This is a genomic window from Aurantivibrio infirmus (assembly GCF_054767315.1).
In genome coordinates this window covers 406,923-422,692 of record NZ_BAAFSK010000003.1, presented here as the reverse complement: position 1 = coordinate 422,692, position 15,770 = coordinate 406,923, and the positions used below count along the sequence as shown (strand labels likewise).

At 42.9% G+C, this 15,770-nt stretch carries 16 protein-coding genes and 2 tRNA genes; 12 read left to right on the top strand and 6 right to left on the bottom strand.

Annotated elements, in window-relative coordinates:
* Positions 1-13: 13 nt before the first annotated feature.
* Positions 14-715, bottom strand: coding sequence for a hypothetical protein (locus ACYUCY_RS08615; RefSeq protein WP_460226060.1), 702 nt, complete (start codon positions 713-715; stop codon positions 14-16).
* A 288-nt stretch (positions 716-1,003) separates the two neighbouring features.
* Here ACYUCY_RS08615 and ACYUCY_RS08610 point away from each other — a divergent pair, with 288 nt between their 5' ends.
* From ACYUCY_RS08610 to ACYUCY_RS08600, 3 genes are read left to right on the top strand one after another with little or no spacing between them, the layout of a single operon-like run.
* Positions 1,004-1,597, top strand: a complete 594-nt coding sequence (locus tag ACYUCY_RS08610) for an elongation factor P hydroxylase (RefSeq protein WP_460226059.1) — start codon at positions 1,004-1,006, stop codon at positions 1,595-1,597.
* A gap of 5 nt (positions 1,598-1,602) precedes the next feature.
* Positions 1,603-2,520, top strand: a complete 918-nt coding sequence (locus ACYUCY_RS08605) for a 5'-3' exonuclease (protein WP_460226058.1) — start codon at positions 1,603-1,605, stop codon at positions 2,518-2,520.
* A 32-nt stretch (positions 2,521-2,552) separates the two neighbouring features.
* Positions 2,553-3,692, top strand: coding sequence for a 4-phosphoerythronate dehydrogenase (locus tag ACYUCY_RS08600; protein ID WP_460226057.1), 1,140 nt, complete (start codon positions 2,553-2,555; stop codon positions 3,690-3,692).
* 101 nt (positions 3,693-3,793) lie between these two features.
* On the opposite strand, the gene ACYUCY_RS08595 is transcribed toward ACYUCY_RS08600, so the two are convergent.
* A complete protein-coding gene (locus ACYUCY_RS08595; protein ID WP_460226056.1) occupies positions 3,794-5,017 on the bottom strand; it encodes a pyridoxal phosphate-dependent aminotransferase in 1,224 nt (407 codons plus the stop codon).
* Positions 5,018-5,129: 112 nt separating this feature from the next.
* Between ACYUCY_RS08595 and msrB the strand changes: the two genes are divergently transcribed.
* The 3 genes from msrB to ACYUCY_RS08580 are packed head-to-tail and all read left to right on the top strand — an operon-like array spanning position 5,130 to position 6,976.
* Positions 5,130-5,525 (top strand): peptide-methionine (R)-S-oxide reductase MsrB, encoded by a 396-nt coding sequence (gene msrB, locus ACYUCY_RS08590; RefSeq protein ID WP_460226055.1) that lies wholly within the window; start codon positions 5,130-5,132, stop codon positions 5,523-5,525.
* The gene (locus ACYUCY_RS08585) at positions 5,522-6,190 is read left to right on the top strand and encodes a DNA-3-methyladenine glycosylase I (protein ID WP_460226054.1); all 669 of its coding nucleotides are present in this window, start codon (positions 5,522-5,524) and stop codon (positions 6,188-6,190) included. Before msrB ends, ACYUCY_RS08585 begins: the two co-directional genes overlap by 4 nt.
* Before the next feature lie 39 nt (positions 6,191-6,229).
* A complete protein-coding gene (locus tag ACYUCY_RS08580; protein WP_460226053.1) occupies positions 6,230-6,976 on the top strand; it encodes a DUF1499 domain-containing protein in 747 nt (248 codons plus the stop codon).
* A gap of 10 nt (positions 6,977-6,986) precedes the next feature.
* On the opposite strand, the gene ACYUCY_RS08575 is transcribed toward ACYUCY_RS08580, so the two are convergent.
* Positions 6,987-7,661: a hypothetical protein gene (locus ACYUCY_RS08575; protein ID WP_460226052.1), complete on the bottom strand. Its 675-nt coding sequence runs from the start codon at positions 7,659-7,661 to the stop codon at positions 6,987-6,989.
* A gap of 393 nt (positions 7,662-8,054) precedes the next feature.
* On the opposite strand from ACYUCY_RS08575, the gene ACYUCY_RS08570 reads away from it, so the two are divergent.
* Positions 8,055-8,130, top strand: a tRNA-Glu gene (locus ACYUCY_RS08570).
* A 181-nt stretch (positions 8,131-8,311) separates the two neighbouring features.
* A tRNA-Gly gene (locus ACYUCY_RS08565) sits at positions 8,312-8,387 on the top strand.
* 135 nt (positions 8,388-8,522) lie between these two features.
* Here ACYUCY_RS08565 and ACYUCY_RS08560 read toward each other — a convergent pair.
* A complete protein-coding gene (locus ACYUCY_RS08560) occupies positions 8,523-8,714 on the bottom strand; it encodes a YgaP family membrane protein (RefSeq protein WP_460226051.1) in 192 nt (63 codons plus the stop codon).
* 104 nt (positions 8,715-8,818) lie between these two features.
* On the opposite strand from ACYUCY_RS08560, the gene ACYUCY_RS08555 reads away from it, so the two are divergent.
* From ACYUCY_RS08555 to ACYUCY_RS08545, 3 genes are read left to right on the top strand one after another with little or no spacing between them, the layout of a single operon-like run.
* Positions 8,819-9,130: an ArsR/SmtB family transcription factor gene (locus ACYUCY_RS08555; protein ID WP_460226050.1), complete on the top strand. Its 312-nt coding sequence runs from the start codon at positions 8,819-8,821 to the stop codon at positions 9,128-9,130.
* Positions 9,131-9,147: 17 nt separating this feature from the next.
* Positions 9,148-12,495 (top strand): efflux RND transporter permease subunit, encoded by a 3,348-nt coding sequence (locus ACYUCY_RS08550; protein ID WP_460226049.1) that lies wholly within the window; start codon positions 9,148-9,150, stop codon positions 12,493-12,495.
* The gene (locus tag ACYUCY_RS08545; RefSeq protein WP_460226048.1) at positions 12,492-13,550 is read left to right on the top strand and encodes an efflux RND transporter periplasmic adaptor subunit; all 1,059 of its coding nucleotides are present in this window, start codon (positions 12,492-12,494) and stop codon (positions 13,548-13,550) included. The genes ACYUCY_RS08550 and ACYUCY_RS08545 overlap by 4 nt, the downstream gene beginning before the upstream one ends.
* 60 nt (positions 13,551-13,610) lie before the next feature.
* Here ACYUCY_RS08545 and ACYUCY_RS08540 read toward each other — a convergent pair whose 3' ends face one another.
* Both ACYUCY_RS08540 and ACYUCY_RS08535 read right to left on the bottom strand, forming a co-directional pair.
* Positions 13,611-13,844, bottom strand: coding sequence for a hypothetical protein (locus ACYUCY_RS08540; protein ID WP_460226047.1), 234 nt, complete (start codon positions 13,842-13,844; stop codon positions 13,611-13,613).
* 196 nt (positions 13,845-14,040) lie between these two features.
* On the bottom strand, positions 14,041-14,925 hold the full coding sequence (locus ACYUCY_RS08535; RefSeq protein ID WP_460226046.1) for a LysR family transcriptional regulator: 885 nt from the start codon (positions 14,923-14,925) through the stop codon (positions 14,041-14,043).
* A 101-nt stretch (positions 14,926-15,026) separates the two neighbouring features.
* Between ACYUCY_RS08535 and ACYUCY_RS08530 the strand changes: the two genes are divergently transcribed.
* Positions 15,027-15,470 carry an SRPBCC family protein gene (locus ACYUCY_RS08530; protein WP_460226045.1) on the top strand — a complete coding sequence of 148 codons (444 nt, stop codon included), beginning with the start codon at positions 15,027-15,029 and terminating at the stop codon, positions 15,468-15,470.
* The last annotated feature ends 300 nt before the right edge of the window (positions 15,471-15,770 follow it).

Genomic DNA, 15,770 nt, shown 5'->3' with positions numbered 1-15,770 from the left:
ACGCCTTTATTTTTTAGCCTGAGTCTTCCACTAATAATGAAATTGCCGCTAAAGCCTCTGGGTCTTCTGCTTTAATTCGATTAGCGATGTGATGCTGGAAGTAATATCGGAATTGTTCTCTAGATTGGACTGAATATAAACATTCGTCGCCGGGCAGGACTGGAGTGCTTTTCACTAACTTTTCGTTAGCCGCCATGCCGCATATCAAACCGTCGTGGTGAAGACGCCAGCTTACGATCTCTGTGAGTATAAGATTTTCCAGACGACCATCAGCAAATACCGCATGAGTACCAATGGTGTCAGGGATCTCTTGGATGATGTCGGTATCATCTTCACAGATTTGCTCGTAATACTCGGCAGAGGTTTCTAGCTCTACAATCTTGTGAATTGGAGCATCATAAAACACCTCGTCGATGCCGGGATCAAAATAGCCCTCCCACTTGCCATTGAGGGGGTCTTTTATGTCAGTACAGGCGACAATGTCGTCTAGCCAAGGTACTAAGGCCAAAACCTCACCGTTTGCCCGTAAGCCCCAGCAAAGCACTTGTAGACTGAAGAGTTTCTCAGTGTTTGATTCGTTGGAATATAAGACTTCTAATCCGTCAAGCTCAGGGGCGAGACGGATAAATCGGGTATCTGAGACAGAAGAGTAGGGGTTCCCTGTGAAGAGGTCGACAACATTGTCTGGGTTGTCGGTTTTAGTTGAGGTCTTCATAATACTACCTCCAAATTTGGCTCTATTTGCACGCTATTTAACCAAGCGTACCAAGAGAAACGCCGTAATTGCTTCGCCACATAAGGTATATGCTTGGAATCAAAAGCACAACTTTTTTGTTTGGCATTTTTAGAAGCGCAATTGATAAGCGCTATTGTAAGGCGCTTAGTAACGAGACAAACCAAAGCAAGTTGATAAAGTTAATTTTAGCGCAAGCACAGATTTTCTATACACGCTTTTAGTCTATAAGCGATGTCCTTATTTTCGATTGGTAATAAAAAACAAATAATGAATCGAGTATTTAAATCCCATCCGCAGATCCGCGGCGAGAAATCTAGCAGGCAGTCAATTCATTGTGTAGACCAGGTCATTACGATTTTCAATTCTCTTTTTTTAAACAGTTATAACACTCGTTTAAGCGGTGGTGGAGATGAACCCATTTATCGCCCGGCTTCTACTGTAGGTCAATGTCACGAAATTATTTTTACCAATGATTATTTTGCAAGCGCGTTACATGAAGTTGCTCATTGGTGTGTGGCAGGCGAACAGCGCCGAATGAAAACCGATTATGGATATTGGTATGCTCCAGATGGTCGAAGTGATTCCCAACAAAAAATGTTTGAAAAAGTTGAAGTAAGACCCCAGGCATTGGAGTGGGTGTTTTCGAGAGCTGCGAATTTTCGCTTTCGATTAAGTAGCGATAACTTGGATGCTAAAGCCGAGGCTAGCCAAGCTTTTAAATTGAATGTGTACGAACAAGTCATCGATTACTGCGAGCAGGGTTTTCCACAACGAGCGCAAATTTTTGCTGCCAAGCTCAAACAGCAATTTGGTGGGGCAGATTTTGAGAATAAAACTAACTATCAAATAGAGAAGTTGTAAAAACCTTGAAAACAAAAAAAAGTTCCGCTATTGAAAAACCAACCTGCCTCATAGATGCGTCGATATATATATTTCAATACTATTTTTCTTTACCTGATCACTGGGCCAGTGAGGACGGGTACCCCACCGCAGCAGTTTATGGTTTCACAACTTTTTTATTGAGGTTGTTGGATGAAGAGCGCCCCAAGAAAGTAGCGGCGTGTTTTGACGAAAGCTTAGGTACTTGCTTTCGAAATGAAATTTACGAAGATTATAAAGTGAGTCGTCCACCGGCTGATGAGGATTTAGTTTTCCAGTTGGAAGCCTGCCGAGAAGTTAGTGAGTTATTGGGGATTGCAAGTTTTAGTAGCAAGCGATTTGAGGCCGATGACTTGATCGGAACTCTCGCGAAAAAGCTGAAACGCAGTGCTACGCCAATCGCAATTCTAACTCGTGATAAAGATCTCGGGCAGTTGTTAAGTAGAGATCAAGATTTTCTTTGGGATTACGCTAAAAACGTCCAATATTATAAAGATGATATTTACGAGAAATTTGGCGTACATAGTCATCAGTTTATCGACTACCTTGCCTTAGTTGGAGATAGCATTGACGATATTCCTGGTGTGCCAGGCTTAGGCCCAAAAACCGCTCAAGCGTTGTTTTCAAATTACAGTTGCCTAAACGAGTTATTCGAAAATATTCATAATGTACATCAGTTGCCAATTCGCGGTGCAAAAACGCTTGGTGAAAAAATTCTGCTTCATCGCGAGCAAATATTAATTTCGAAGGCCTTGGCGACAATTGAGCAAAATGTCGATATGAATCACTCGATGAGCGCCTTAGCTTGGCGGCCGAAGAATGTTTCATTGGAATTGCTAGAAGATTTTTGTCAGCGAATGGGGTTTCCAAGATTGTATCCGCGTATTGAAAGTGTTTTGGTCTAACTTTTGTGTTGTTCGTGATTGGAAAATAAAAGATGAAGATTGTTGTTGATGAAAACGCCCCTTTGGCTCGCGAATTTTTTTCACATTTAGGTGATGTGTCTTTGGTTTCAGCGCGGGATTTAAGCCCTTCAGTCACTGAACAAGCGGATGCGTTGATCGTAAGGTCTACGGTTCGTATCACCAAAGAGCTATTAGCCAACTCTAATGTTAAATTTGTGGGCACTTGCACTGCGGGCGACGATCACTTTGATAAGGCCGCAATGGATGAATTTGGAATACAATTTTTCAGTGCGCCGGGTTGCAATGCGGAATCGGTAGTGGAGTACGTATTCAGTAGTTTGGTTGCTTTAGGTCGCGATTGGCGGGGCAGCACTGTCGGAATAATCGGGCGCGGTCATGTTGGTGGCTTGTTGTATAAGAAAATGACGAGTTTAGGGGTGAGTTGCCGTAGTTACGATCCTTTTTTAAATCCTGGTTCGACGGCTGATCTATGTGAATTGGACGAGGTTTTACAGTCTGAGATCGTTTGCTGTCATGCGCCGCTTACTTATAGCGGCGAGTTTCCGAGTTTTCATTTGCTCGGTCGATCACAGCTCGAAAGTCTAGCCAAAGACGCCGTGTTAATTAGTGCCGGGCGAGGAGCGGTTGTCGACAATGATGCGTTGTTGTCAGTTCTTGAGCGTCGTGAAGATTTGAAAGTCGTGTTAGATGTCTGGGAAGGAGAGCCCAATATTTCTCAGAAATTATTCGAGCGTGTTGACCTTGCTACACCTCATATCGCTGGCCATAGTTATGATGGAAAAGTAAAAGGCACAGAAATGATTTATAAACGTTTGTGTCAGTTTTTGGAGAAAGAGCCCGAACGAAAACTTGCAAACTTAGAAGAGCCTGTTAGTGATAATTGTGTTCGTTTAACAAAAAGAAATTTTTTGGAAGCAATTGGTGAGGCGATTCATAGTGTTTACAATGTTCGCCAAGATAGCGAACATTTTCGGCAGGCTTATGATAGTGAATTGTTTGATGGGAAAAAAGATATGGGTAAGTTATTTGATTCCTTACGAAAACAATACCCAATGCGTAGAGAGTTTCAGAAATTTCGGGTGAAGCTGTTGGAGCCAAATCAGCCCATTGAAGGCGCTTTGAAGACCTTGGGTTTTACTTTGGTAGAGTGAATCGAGGTGTTTAAAACAGCGGCTTAGAAAGCGGGTAAGAAAAAATAAATTTCGTCTTACCCCTTAGAATAGACAATTTTTAATTGCTGTAGTTATTCTGCTTACTGAGAGTATTGGTCGAGAAACCTACCAAATTTTTCCATTGCGGGCCCCAGCTCATCTGTTCTTGGTAAAAATACCACTCTAAAATGATCAGGCTTGGGCCAGTTAAAACCGGTTCCTTGAACTAATAAAATTCTCTCAGCTTCTAAGAAATCAGCAACCATCTGCTCATCGTCTTTTATCTTGTGTACATTCAAATCTATCTTCGGAAATAAATAAATCGCACCTTTTGGTTTTACACAAGAGACACCGGGAATACTGGTGATTATGTCGTAGGCTAAATTACGTTGCTCATAAAGCCTGCCGCCATTCACTAACAGTTCGTTTACACTTTGATAACCACCGAGGGCGGTTTGTACTGCATACATTGCCGGGACATTTGCACACAGTCGCATGGTTGCAAGAATGTCGATTCCCTCAATGTAATTTTTTGCGCGATGTTTTGCCCCGCTGATAACCATCCAGCCGGATCTGAATCCGGCTAGGCGGTATGATTTCGATAAGCCGTTAAAGCTGACGCAAATTAAATCTTGCGCTAGACGAGCGAGGGGGGTGAACTTCGCGTCGTCATAAAGAATTTTGCTATAAATTTCATCGGCAAAAATAATCAAATCTTTTTGGCGAGCAATTTCAACGATTCTTTCAAGCAAGTCTTGACTGTAAACAGCACCGGTCGGATTGTTTGGATTGATCACGACGATGCCGCGGGTTTTGTCCGTCACTTTGCTGGCGATGTCATCGAGGTCTGGGTACCAATCAGATTCTTCGTCACACATATAGTGGACAGCTTTTCCGCCGGCTAAAGTAATTGCTGCTGTCCACAGTGGGTAATCAGGCGCCGGCACTAATACTTCGTCACCATCATTAATGAGCCCTTGCATAGACATTAAAATGAGTTCGCTGACACCGTTGCCGAGATAGATATCTTCAATCTCAACGTTAGGGATGTTCATCTGTTGGCATTCTTGCATGATGGCTTTGCGTGCAGCGAACAAGCCTTTGGAATGTGTATAGGCTTGTGCGCCACGCAAGTTGTAAATAACATCAGCAATAATTTCATCAGGCGCGTCAAAGCCAAAGGCACCTGGGTTGCCGGTGTTGAGCTTTAAAATTTTATGGCCTTCTTCTTCAAGACGATCAGCCTTCTCTAGGCTTTGGCCTCTAATCTCATAGCAAACGCCATTAAGTTTGGATGATTTTTCAAGAGCGGGTTTATTTTTCACGTTTGTGCCAATAGTTAATGATTTTTGGTTTTAAAGTCAGTGCCTCAAAAGCGCTGGTATTTTTTGCTTACCTTGGTAGAGTCTATTCCACTACAAATATAGGAAGCGGATTATGTCAGATAACTCAATTAAAGACGATGCCTATTGGCAAGACAAATTAACCGAAGATCAATATCGTATTTGCCGAAAACAAGGAACCGAGCCAGCATTCACTGGGGAGTATTGGGAGACAAAAACCCCAGGTGAGTACCTTTGCCGCTGTTGTGCGACGCCTTTGTTTTCGTCAGAGACCAAGTATGATTCTGGCTCAGGTTGGCCAAGTTTCTATCAGCCCTTGGCCACTGAAAATATTGCAGAGAAAACCGATCAGAGTCACGGCATGGAGAGAACCGAAGTGTTGTGTGCGAAATGTGGCTGCCATCTTGGCCATGTGTTCCCTGATGGCCCCAACCCAACAGGTATGCGTTACTGCATAAACTCGGCTTCGTTAAAACTTGAGGAAAAATGAGAAAGTTCAAAGCGATCTACGCCGATGCGGTGATCAAAAAAGTCGGCGAAGCTGGCGTGGAAGATAATTTGCCAGCAGCAAAAAGCGATAAAGAATTGGCTGTAATCAAGGATGACCGATATTTGTCGACAATGAGTCGCCGGGTTTTTCGAGCGGGCTTAAAACATTCGATGGTTGATAATAAATGGCCCGCGTTCGAAAAAGTATTTTTCGGTTTTGATCCCTACAAGGTTTCGATGATGAGTGATGAAGCATTAGAGAAGCTTATGCAAGATAAATCAATCATTCGACATTTTGGGAAAATCAAGTCTGTCCGAAAAAATGCAGTTATGGTTGTTGATAAAATGAAAGCTTACAGGAGCTTTGCGAATTTTATAAGTGATTGGCCAAGTTCAAATATTGTCGGGTTGTGGAAACAACTAAAAGCGGAAGGTTCTCAGCTGGGCGGTAATTCAGGATCTTACTTTTTACGCATGATAGGCAAAGACACTTTCGTATTAACTGACGACGTGGTGAAGATGTTGATTATGGAAGAGGTCGTAGATAAAAAACCGACCTCACAACGAGATCTCAATAAAGTTCAGGATGCTTTTAATCGTTGGGTAGATGAATCTGGTCGGCGGTATTGCGAAATCAGCAGAATACTTTCATATGCGGCAGGGTAACTCCCCATCGCGATAAATATTTAATTGTAAGGTAAAAATATGAGTGAGATTAAGAAAAATTGGTTGCGCAAGGTTTTAAAGGCGCAATTGTTTCTATTTATAGCAGTTTTATTGTTTATGTTAGGCAATAAGTTTTCGATCCTACCGTTTAGCCTCGCATTCTTAGGTTTTACATTAAGCTTGTTGTTGATTGTTATTCTCGGAGTGTTGGGTTTATTTGTTCTCGGTTTCTCTTTGTCGTCAAAGTTTCAGAGTTTTCGTGCGAACGCAATAAAAGCAATCGTTATAGGTTTTACACCGATTGCGGTCATAGTCATTGTCGTTGGTCCAAGTGGTTTTTCTGCACCCTTAATCCACGACATAACGACTGACTTTGACAATCCGCCAGTTTTTCAACACGCCTCCGGGTTGCGGACAAGCGAAGAAAATAGCACCGATTACGATAGCGAGTCTTTAGTTACGATACAAAAAAACGCTTACCCTGAGATTGCTGCTATTACTACAGCTTTGATGCCGGAGGAGGCCTTTAATAGAGCCATAAATATTGCCGAGCGGCGTGGTTGGGAAATAGTGGCTAAAGATGACGATTCACTGGTGATTGAAGCAATAGAGAAAACTAGCTTTTTTGGGTTTACCGATGATGTCGTCATTCGAGTATCAAAGACGAGCGAAGGGAGTAGAGTAGATCTGCGGAGTTCTTCGCGAGTGGGGCAGGGTGATTTCGGAGCAAATGCGAAGCGGATTATCGCGTTTCAGAAAGATTTTTTGAATACGATACAAGAGTAATGCAGAACATCTATACATCAAAGTTCGTCTCGATGCTTTTCAATTTATTCCTGAAGTTTTGTTGTCGTTCTAAAAGGTAGTCGTCGAGTTTTTTTCCTTCCAATAATTTCAAGGCCAGTGCGTAATAATGCGCGCTTAGCTTTGGGTTGTTTTCGTTTTCAGAATCGATCGCGGAAATGACATATGCATCAGTCGAAAGTTGTAGCATTAGGGTTTGAATTTGTTCAAAGTAAATTCGTGCCTGTGCTGTGCTGAGTAATTTTTTTTCTCGCCGCTTTTCAATGATTTTATGCAGTTCCTGAAGGTGGAATCGAGCTTGTTGGATGATCTTCAAGTTGGTCAACGGGACTTTGGTTCTGGTCAAAGATTTGTTTTCAAATTCTAGTAATTGCTTCGCTAATTGTCGGCTTTCAAGTGCATAACTACCGCCTTTGGTTTCGACTAAGGATAATTGCCGGCAGGTTTCTATAAGGCAGTGGTAGCTAAAAATAATCAGTTCTTTGGTTAAGAATTTTTGCGGAAACCCGGTGAGCATTTTCGCTAAGTTGCTGTAGCGAATCTTTAGAATTTTTGAGTGGTGTTGCTGCTGTTGGCGTTTGCTTTCAAGGTATTGTGATACCGCCGAATATATCACGAGCGCTAGCGCGAAGACGGCGAGTAGTATGATCAAAAATATCGAAGACATTGTTAACTGCGATCTTAGTGGTCTAGGATCTCCCTCTTTCAACTAGCGTTGGGAGAAGCTCGACACGATTAAATTGGGTGTTCTTAAACTTGCTATCGACCCTTAACGCCTGATATTTAGCGAGGTTTGAAAAGAAATCGATTGGATTTTCCACATTCTGGAAGTGGTTTCCGTGTAGCTGGGCCATACAGCACCTGTTGATTATTTGAATGCCACTCCTATTGTTGTATTTTTTCCCCTTGTGAATGCGCTTTAAAGGGCCTTTTGGCTCTTAAGTCCTTGTTTTTGTGGGTTTTACGGTATTTGAGGAAGTAAAGGAAAGGAGTTGACAGAGGTAGGCTTGATACTTAGAATGCGCTGCTCTTCTGACAGGCCAAATCGTCAGATTTCTGGGTCCCCTTCGTCTAGAGGCCTAGGACACCGCCCTTTCACGGCGGTAACAGGGGTTCGAACCCCCTAGGGGACGCCACTTTTTATAAAGGTTTATGGCGGTTTTAGCTAAAACACTTAGCTATGGTATATTGCCAAGCCTTTCAACTGAGGGAATAGCTCAGTTGATTATTGATTTACGCCGAAACAGGACGTTGAGGCAGGTGGTAATTTAGAACACAAAAGTATCGCCAGGATGGCAGTAGTATCCTTCCTACAAAGCGGGAATAGCTCAGTTGGTAGAGCGCAACCTTGCCAAGGTTGAGGTCGCGAGTTCGAACCTCGTTTCCCGCTCCAATTTTATCAATCCTTTTTTTAAGCGTATTCGTGTTGAAAACCTGCGCACTATCTACATAGTGACGGAAACCGGTACTGCGTCTCGTTTGATTTACACCCTCCATGGTGCTCGTATGCCGAAAATGCAGGAGTAATTTACACTTCGCGTACGTGCAGTCTCTTTAAAATACTCATCATTGGGCACCACTTTGTGAATGCCGATTGAATCAAATTTATTGCCACGAAACCGCTTAATAGCAACCAATAGCTACTGGTTGTGACGGCTAGAATAATAGATACCAGTACTACTGTTCCGGCGATTAAACGTAACCACTCATTGATGTTCATAAGGCCTCCAAAATAACCCGTTAGTTCACTTCTTTCTAAATTAGTATTTACTAATATATGGATATCTAATATAGTTGCAAGCCAAATTCGCGGAAAAAGCTTAAATGAAGACAAAATTTGATAAAGATCAAATAGTTAAGAACGCAGCTGAGGCTGAATCCTTTCTCAAGTCGGTTGCTAATAGTAATCGTCTAATGATTTTATGTTCGCTGCTGGATGGTGGCAGGAGCGTGAGTGAGTTAAATGAGGAGGTGCCATTGAGTCAATCAGCCTTGTCTCAGCATCTTTCTGTTTTGCGCGATGCAGGTCTCGTCGCGACTCGGCGAGAATCGCAAACTATTTTTTATAGTTTGGCAGACGAACGAGTATCCATTTTATTAAACACCTTGTATTCGATTTTTTGTGTCGATGAATAAAAAGGCAGGCAAGCAAAATGATTGAAAGAGTTGTTCGCTATGCACTAACTGGTGGATTACCCATGGTGATGTTTGTTGTCGCTATTGCTTTAGGGGTGATCGCATTGCAGTTAACGCCTCGGGAGGAGGAGCCACAAATAGTTGTACCCATGGTGGACGTCTTAGTTAACGCGCCGGGTTTAAGTGCTAAACAGGTGGAGCGTCAGGTGACAACACCATTAGAAAAGTTGTTGGCCCAAATTCCTGGTGTTGAGCATGTTTATTCCACCTCGGTTAGCGGACAAGCCTCAGCGACTTTACGTTTTTATGTTGGCGAAGATCGCGAAGATTCAATCCTTAATACTTATAACAAACTTTATTCCAATCAAGACAAGATTCCCCCGGTGGTAAGCAATTGGTTGGTCAAGCCCGTAGAAGTGGATGATGTGCCGATTGTGATGTTGGCACTGTGGAGTAAGAATCCTGATCGCTACAGTGATTTCGAATTACGACGCTTAGCAGAAGAGGTGTCGACTTATTTACAAAGTATTGATCGCACCAGTGAGGTGAATATCGTAGGTGGTCGGCCGCGTACGATTCGTTTGCTAATCGATCCGGAAAGTTTAGCAGCGCGCAAAACCACCGTTGGTGAAGTCGTTAGTGCTTTACAAGTTTCTAACGTGTTACAGCAAAATGGTCGTTGGACTTTACAAAATCAATCCATTGTATTGGAAAGTGGTGAATTTATTCGTTCACTGGATGAGTTACAAAATCTGGTGGTGAATATCATTGATGGCGAGGCTGTTTATTTACGCGATGTGACTGACATTGTCGATGGTCCCGCAGAAGCAGATAGCTATACTTGGATCGAATTTACCCAGCATCACCCTCAGTTCGCGACAGTCGAAAAGCCGACAAACACTAATTATCCGATGGTGGCTCTTAGTATTGCAAAACAACGTGGGAGTAATGCAGTCAACGTCGCTAATGACGTACATGAACTCGTCGCGCAATTAAAAAGAGAACTATTGCCGCCAGAAATACAGGTCGAGGTGTTACGTGATTATGGTGAGACCGCCGATGAAAAAGTAAATAACTTGGTGCAAAGTTTAGGCTTTGCGATTTTCACTATCGTAATTTTTATCGGTGTATTTTTAGGTTGGCGTTCCGCCTCGGTAATCGCATTAGCTTTGCCAATTTGTTACGGCATTACACTCGCTCTCGACATGGCCTTTGGCTACACCATTAATCGCGTCACTCTGTTTGCATTGATTCTCGCGTTGGGTTTGTTGGTCGATGATCCCATCACTGGCGTCGATAATATCTCCCGCTATCTTAATGATAAAAAACTGTCGAAATCCGATTGGACTTTGCAAGACAAAATTGTCGCCGCTATGTCGGAAATAAAAACTCCCTTAGTGATGTCCACTGTCACCATCGTGTTGGCATTTGTACCCTTAGCTTTTATCACCGGCATGATGGGACCCTACATGGCACCGATGGCTTTCAATGTGCCCGTGAGCGTTATTACCAGCACGGTTGTTGCGTTTTTAGTAACACCTTGGTTAGCTCGGTGGCTGCTCAAGCCGGATACGAATACAGCAGAAAATCATTCTGAAAATGAATATCAACATAGCGCTTACGGTCGTTGGATGGGGTCGGTATTAGAAGATCGTGGCAAAGCCAAATTAATTCTTTGGCTGGTGATTGGATTATTTTTGGTGGCAGCAGCTTTGCCATTATTTCGTTTGGTGCCATTAAAACTTTTGCCCTTCGATAATAAAAATGAAATTCAAGTGCTAATCGACATGCCGGAATCAAGTAGCCTTGAGCAAACCGCTGCCGTCGCCAAAACAATCAGTGCGACCTTGAGTCGAGTTCCTGAAGTTAATGCAATCGCAGCATTTGTTGGAACACCATCGCCCATTGATTTCAACGGTATGGTGCGACGCTATTATCAGCGGCAGCAACCTTACTTGGCAGATCTGCGTTTAACTTTGTTGGATAAGTCCCAGCGTCAGCATCAAAGCCACGCCGTCGTGTTGCGTTTGCGTCAATTATTGCAAACTCATCAGGTAGATGGCGTGCAAATAAAAGTTATCGAAGTGCCCCCCGGGCCACCAGTACTTAGCACATTAGTAGCGGAAATTTACGGTGGACGTTTGGTTTCATATGAGCAACAACAAAATGCCGCTGAAACGTTAATGGCACGATTGTCTCGTGAGCCGCATGTTGTAGAAATTGATTCAAGTGTTGAAGCATCGGCCCCGCGCTTACGTTTTGTAAGCGATAAACAAAAAGCGGCACTGTCTGGCATTTCCACAAGCGATATTAGTTCCGCTTTAACGATCGCCAATAATGGTTTTGTTGCCAGTTATTTTCAGGAAGAGCGAGAAGCGAAGCCCTTGCCGATAGAATTACGCTTGCCGCCGGAACAGCGTTTATCTATTAATGATCTAGAGCGTTTACACGTTAAAGGCCGACCCAATGTGGCGAAAACGACTAGCCTCACGGGCATTGATGCAGCGCCGCAACCACTTGTTGCTTTGGGTGAGTTGGGTGAGTTTGAATGGGGAGAAGTGGACCGAGCTATTCATCATAAAGATTTAAAACCCGTCGTTTATGTAACTGCGGAATTGTCGGGTCGCACACCCGCCGAAGTCATTGCGGATGTTCATGCAGACCGCATTGCCAGCTCAGAGATTTTACCCGCGAGTGAATTCAGTGATTGGCAAAATAGGAATTATCTTTTTAGTGGTGGGGATGATTATTGGCAAGTAGAGCAGGGTATAGATATTAAGTGGCACGGTGAAGGTGAGTGGCGAATTACCGTGGATGTGTTTCGCGATATGGGAATCGCTTTTGCTTTCGCCTTACTAGCGATTTTCATGGTGCTGCGGGTACAAACGCAATCGTCTGTATTGTCGCTCATTATTATGTCTTCCATCCCCTTAACCATTATCGGCATTATGCCGGGTTTTTGGTTGCTAAACTTATTCGGGGAGCGAGTCATCGCTGGTGCACCCGATCCAATATTATTTACCGCAACTGCGATGATCGGCATGATCGCGTTGGCTGGGATTGTGGTGCGCAATTCGTTAATCTTAGTGGAGTTTATTGCTCAGGCTCGCGACCGAGGCGCAACAATTACAGACGCACTTTTAATCGCGGGCTCGGTGAGGATGCGACCAGTCTTGTTAACCGCGGGAACAACATTATTAGGGAATTTAATTATTACTCTCGACCCAGTGTTTAGCGGTTTGGCATTGGCAATTATTTTTGGCATTGTCGCTTCAACTTTATTTACCTTGGTGTTAGTACCCGTTGTTTATCTTCTGATTTTTGAGAAATCGACAGAAATTAAACCTAAAGAGCAAGCCCTATGAACAAAGCGAGCAAAAAAATACTTTCGGCAAGTGTCGCCATTCTAGTGCTATTAATTGCCATAGCATGGATGGCGGGATTCTTTAATCGCAAAGTGGCGCCAGGGTTGGATGCTATCGTGCCGACAAACAATACTGAAGCGTTCACTGTAATGGCGAGCAACGAACCAATTATCGAATCAGTTCCCGCCGCTGTTGCAGCAAAACAAACAACCTTAATCTCATCGCGTTTGATTGCTCGAATTATTGCGATCAATGCGCGTGCTGGAGACAATGTTAATGAAGGGCAATTATTGATTGAATTGGAAAAAAACGATTTAGTCTCGCGTGCACAGCAATCACAGGAACAAATTAAAGTTATTGAAGCGCGTTTAGTGGAAGCGAGTGCGAATTTAGAGAGGGCGAAAAAGCTCGTTGACGATGGTTCTATTGCCGCTTCTGATTTTGACAAAATTCGCGCTATACATGATTCGTTAACAGCTGAATTGTCATCTGCACAACTTGCTCTGCAAGAAGCGCAGACCGGTGTCAGTTATACGGAAATTCGCGCTCCTATCGCTGGGCGTATCGTTGACCGTTTTGCTGAGCCGGGAAATACAGCAACGCCAGGTGTTACCCTTTTGTCTCTTTATAATCCTTTGGCTTTACGCGTAGAGGCGCAAGTGCGCGAACAATTAGCCTTGACCTTAGAGGTCGGTCGACAAGTTGGTGTGGAAATTCCAAGTTTGAAAAAAAGTTTGCAGGGCGAGATCGAAGAGTTGGTGCCTGCTGCCAGCCCGGGGTCGCGCAGTTTTTTGGTTAAGGTGCGAGTGCAAGCAGCTGATAATTTATTGCCCGGTATGTACGCAAGATTGCTGTTGCCCAGTGGAGAACAACAAAGGATATCGATTCCCAACCGTTACTTGGCCACTGCAGGACAGCTCAATGTCGTTTGGGTATTGAGTGAAGGCGTTTCTCAACAGCGATTCGTAAAGGTGGGGAGGGTCGATACTGAAAGGCAGCAAACAGAAATTATTTCCGGTTTAAGTGAAGGGGAGGAGATTGTTCCTGTACCTTAAGAGCGCAGCTGAAATGATTTGAATTATTGTTGCCTGAGATTCTGGGAAATTTTACAACGTTTAGTCAACGATAGTGATTGTTTCAGTCGTCGTATACTGTTCGTGAGATAAGGCCAGTTTGGTATTACATTGTTCTTCAGGCCGACATACACTGATTTCTGGGTTTCTGGTAATTCCAATCAAGTAAATCGACTTGTTACTTGACGTATGACTAAGGCTTGTTGAGCAGGCGGTGGTGCATATTGGCAAGGCAATGATGATCGAAATTTTTATTATTCTCAAAACGAATTCCATGATATTTACTCTTTGCAGAAAAGCCGTCAAATTAATATATACCAGTGTTTTGTTACAGTTTTATGAATAAGATTTCTAGATAAATTAGACAAAAAATTTAAATGGTGTGCCTTTAATATTTGGAAAGCTTGCTTGGTCGCAGTCACTTTCCTTAACTTCTCCTGCCAACGGGTTTTCACGAAGAGATAATAGTAATTTATTTGTAGGCGTTCTTGATGAATTCCTTAAATTTTAGATTGCGGTGTGAATTGCTGTGACTTTTTCGAAACAAAAGGTGCAATTTCTTTGACGGTGGTCTTTTGTCCTGAAGTACTTCAATTAAATCACCATTGTATATTTCTTTTGCAACTGAGCAATCCAGCATCATTCCAATGCACATATCGGAAGATACCATCTGATAAATGGCTTCGATATCATCTGCGTAATGATGGTGCGAGGTGGAAAAGTCTAATCGCTGGGCTTTAAGAAAATCGCGAACGGATTGCGATAACTGAGCAAGCGGAAAATGGCAAAGCCTGTGATTAGCTAGATCTGGATAGTTTTTTGGTGAGCCAAATTTTTTCAGATACTTTGGTGTCGCACAAAAAATTGGTGTTACGTGCTGTAATGAAATTGCAATCAGAGAACTTTGCTTTTCAATTTGTCCCAAACGAAACGCAAAATCGAAATCGGATTCGTGTAAATCCTCAACATCCTCCGAAAAGTGAAGACTAAAGCGCACTTCTGAATGCCGGTCGGAAAATGCTGAAAACTTTTCGATTAGGCCGCTTCGTAACAAGGACTTGGATAAAGTAACACGAATTATTCCGGCGACACTGCTCTTATTCTTTGTCAATGACTCTTCCGCTTCAAGGATTTCATTCAAAATCATTTTGCACTTAGGGTAGAACGCGACTCCATGTTCAGTGGGTTTAATGTTGCGATTAGATCTTTCGAATAAAGTGACGTTAAGGTGATTCTCTAATGCGGAAAGTTGTTTGCTGACCGCTGAAGGCGAAATGTTCAACTGATCAGCGGCTGCACTCACACCGCCCATCTCAAAGGCAGTAACAAAGACTCGATATTGGGAGAGTTTGGTCATGGTGTTTCCATTTGGTAAAAGCTGAGTTATTGATATTTCAATATACGAAACTCTAATCCTTGAGTAAAGTGACCTGTAACATTAAACGGATGGAAAGAATTATGATTTTATTGGCAAGTATTGAAGAGCAGATCAACTGCTCGAGTTCTTCGCTTTTTGATTACGTTACCGATATGGAAAACTATATCCACTGGTTTCCTGGGGTGATCGATGTCAAAGAAAGTGACAACCTACCTAAGGATCAAGTCGGAAAACAATATTTAGAAACCTTGTCTTTCCCAACAGGCCCACAAAAACTTACGATCGAAGTTAAACAATTTGAAAGGAATCGATTTTTTGTGATGGAAGGAGATTTGGAGCCAATCCTCCCGCGAATGATGATGAAGTTCGACGCAATGAAGGATAATACATGCAAATTTTCACTATCCTACTTTAGTCGGAGCGCTGAGCTTGATTCGCAAGCTCCTTTGATTCAAGCGCTGCAAGCTAGTATCCAGCAGCGTCTGCCCATTGCGATTCAGGCACTTAAAGAGAAATTTTCCTGATTGAGAAAAGCTTTTGTTTTATGGTGCCGTTTGAAAATATCTGGAGTTCATTCTCTAATGCTATAGCTCAGTATTTTTTGTTGATAAAAATACTGAGCTAAACGGGTGATTGGCAGTAAGCGTGCTGGCAAATGGAATCGACAAGTTATGATTGAAAAAGATTTTCCTGAGTTTGGTAAAGCCTATAGTCGAACTATCAAGAAAGCACTTATCGCCTTTTTTTTGAATCTCGTTGTAGGGATGCTGTTGGTAAAGTTTACGCAAAGTGACGCGGCAATTATTATATTTGTTTTAATAAGT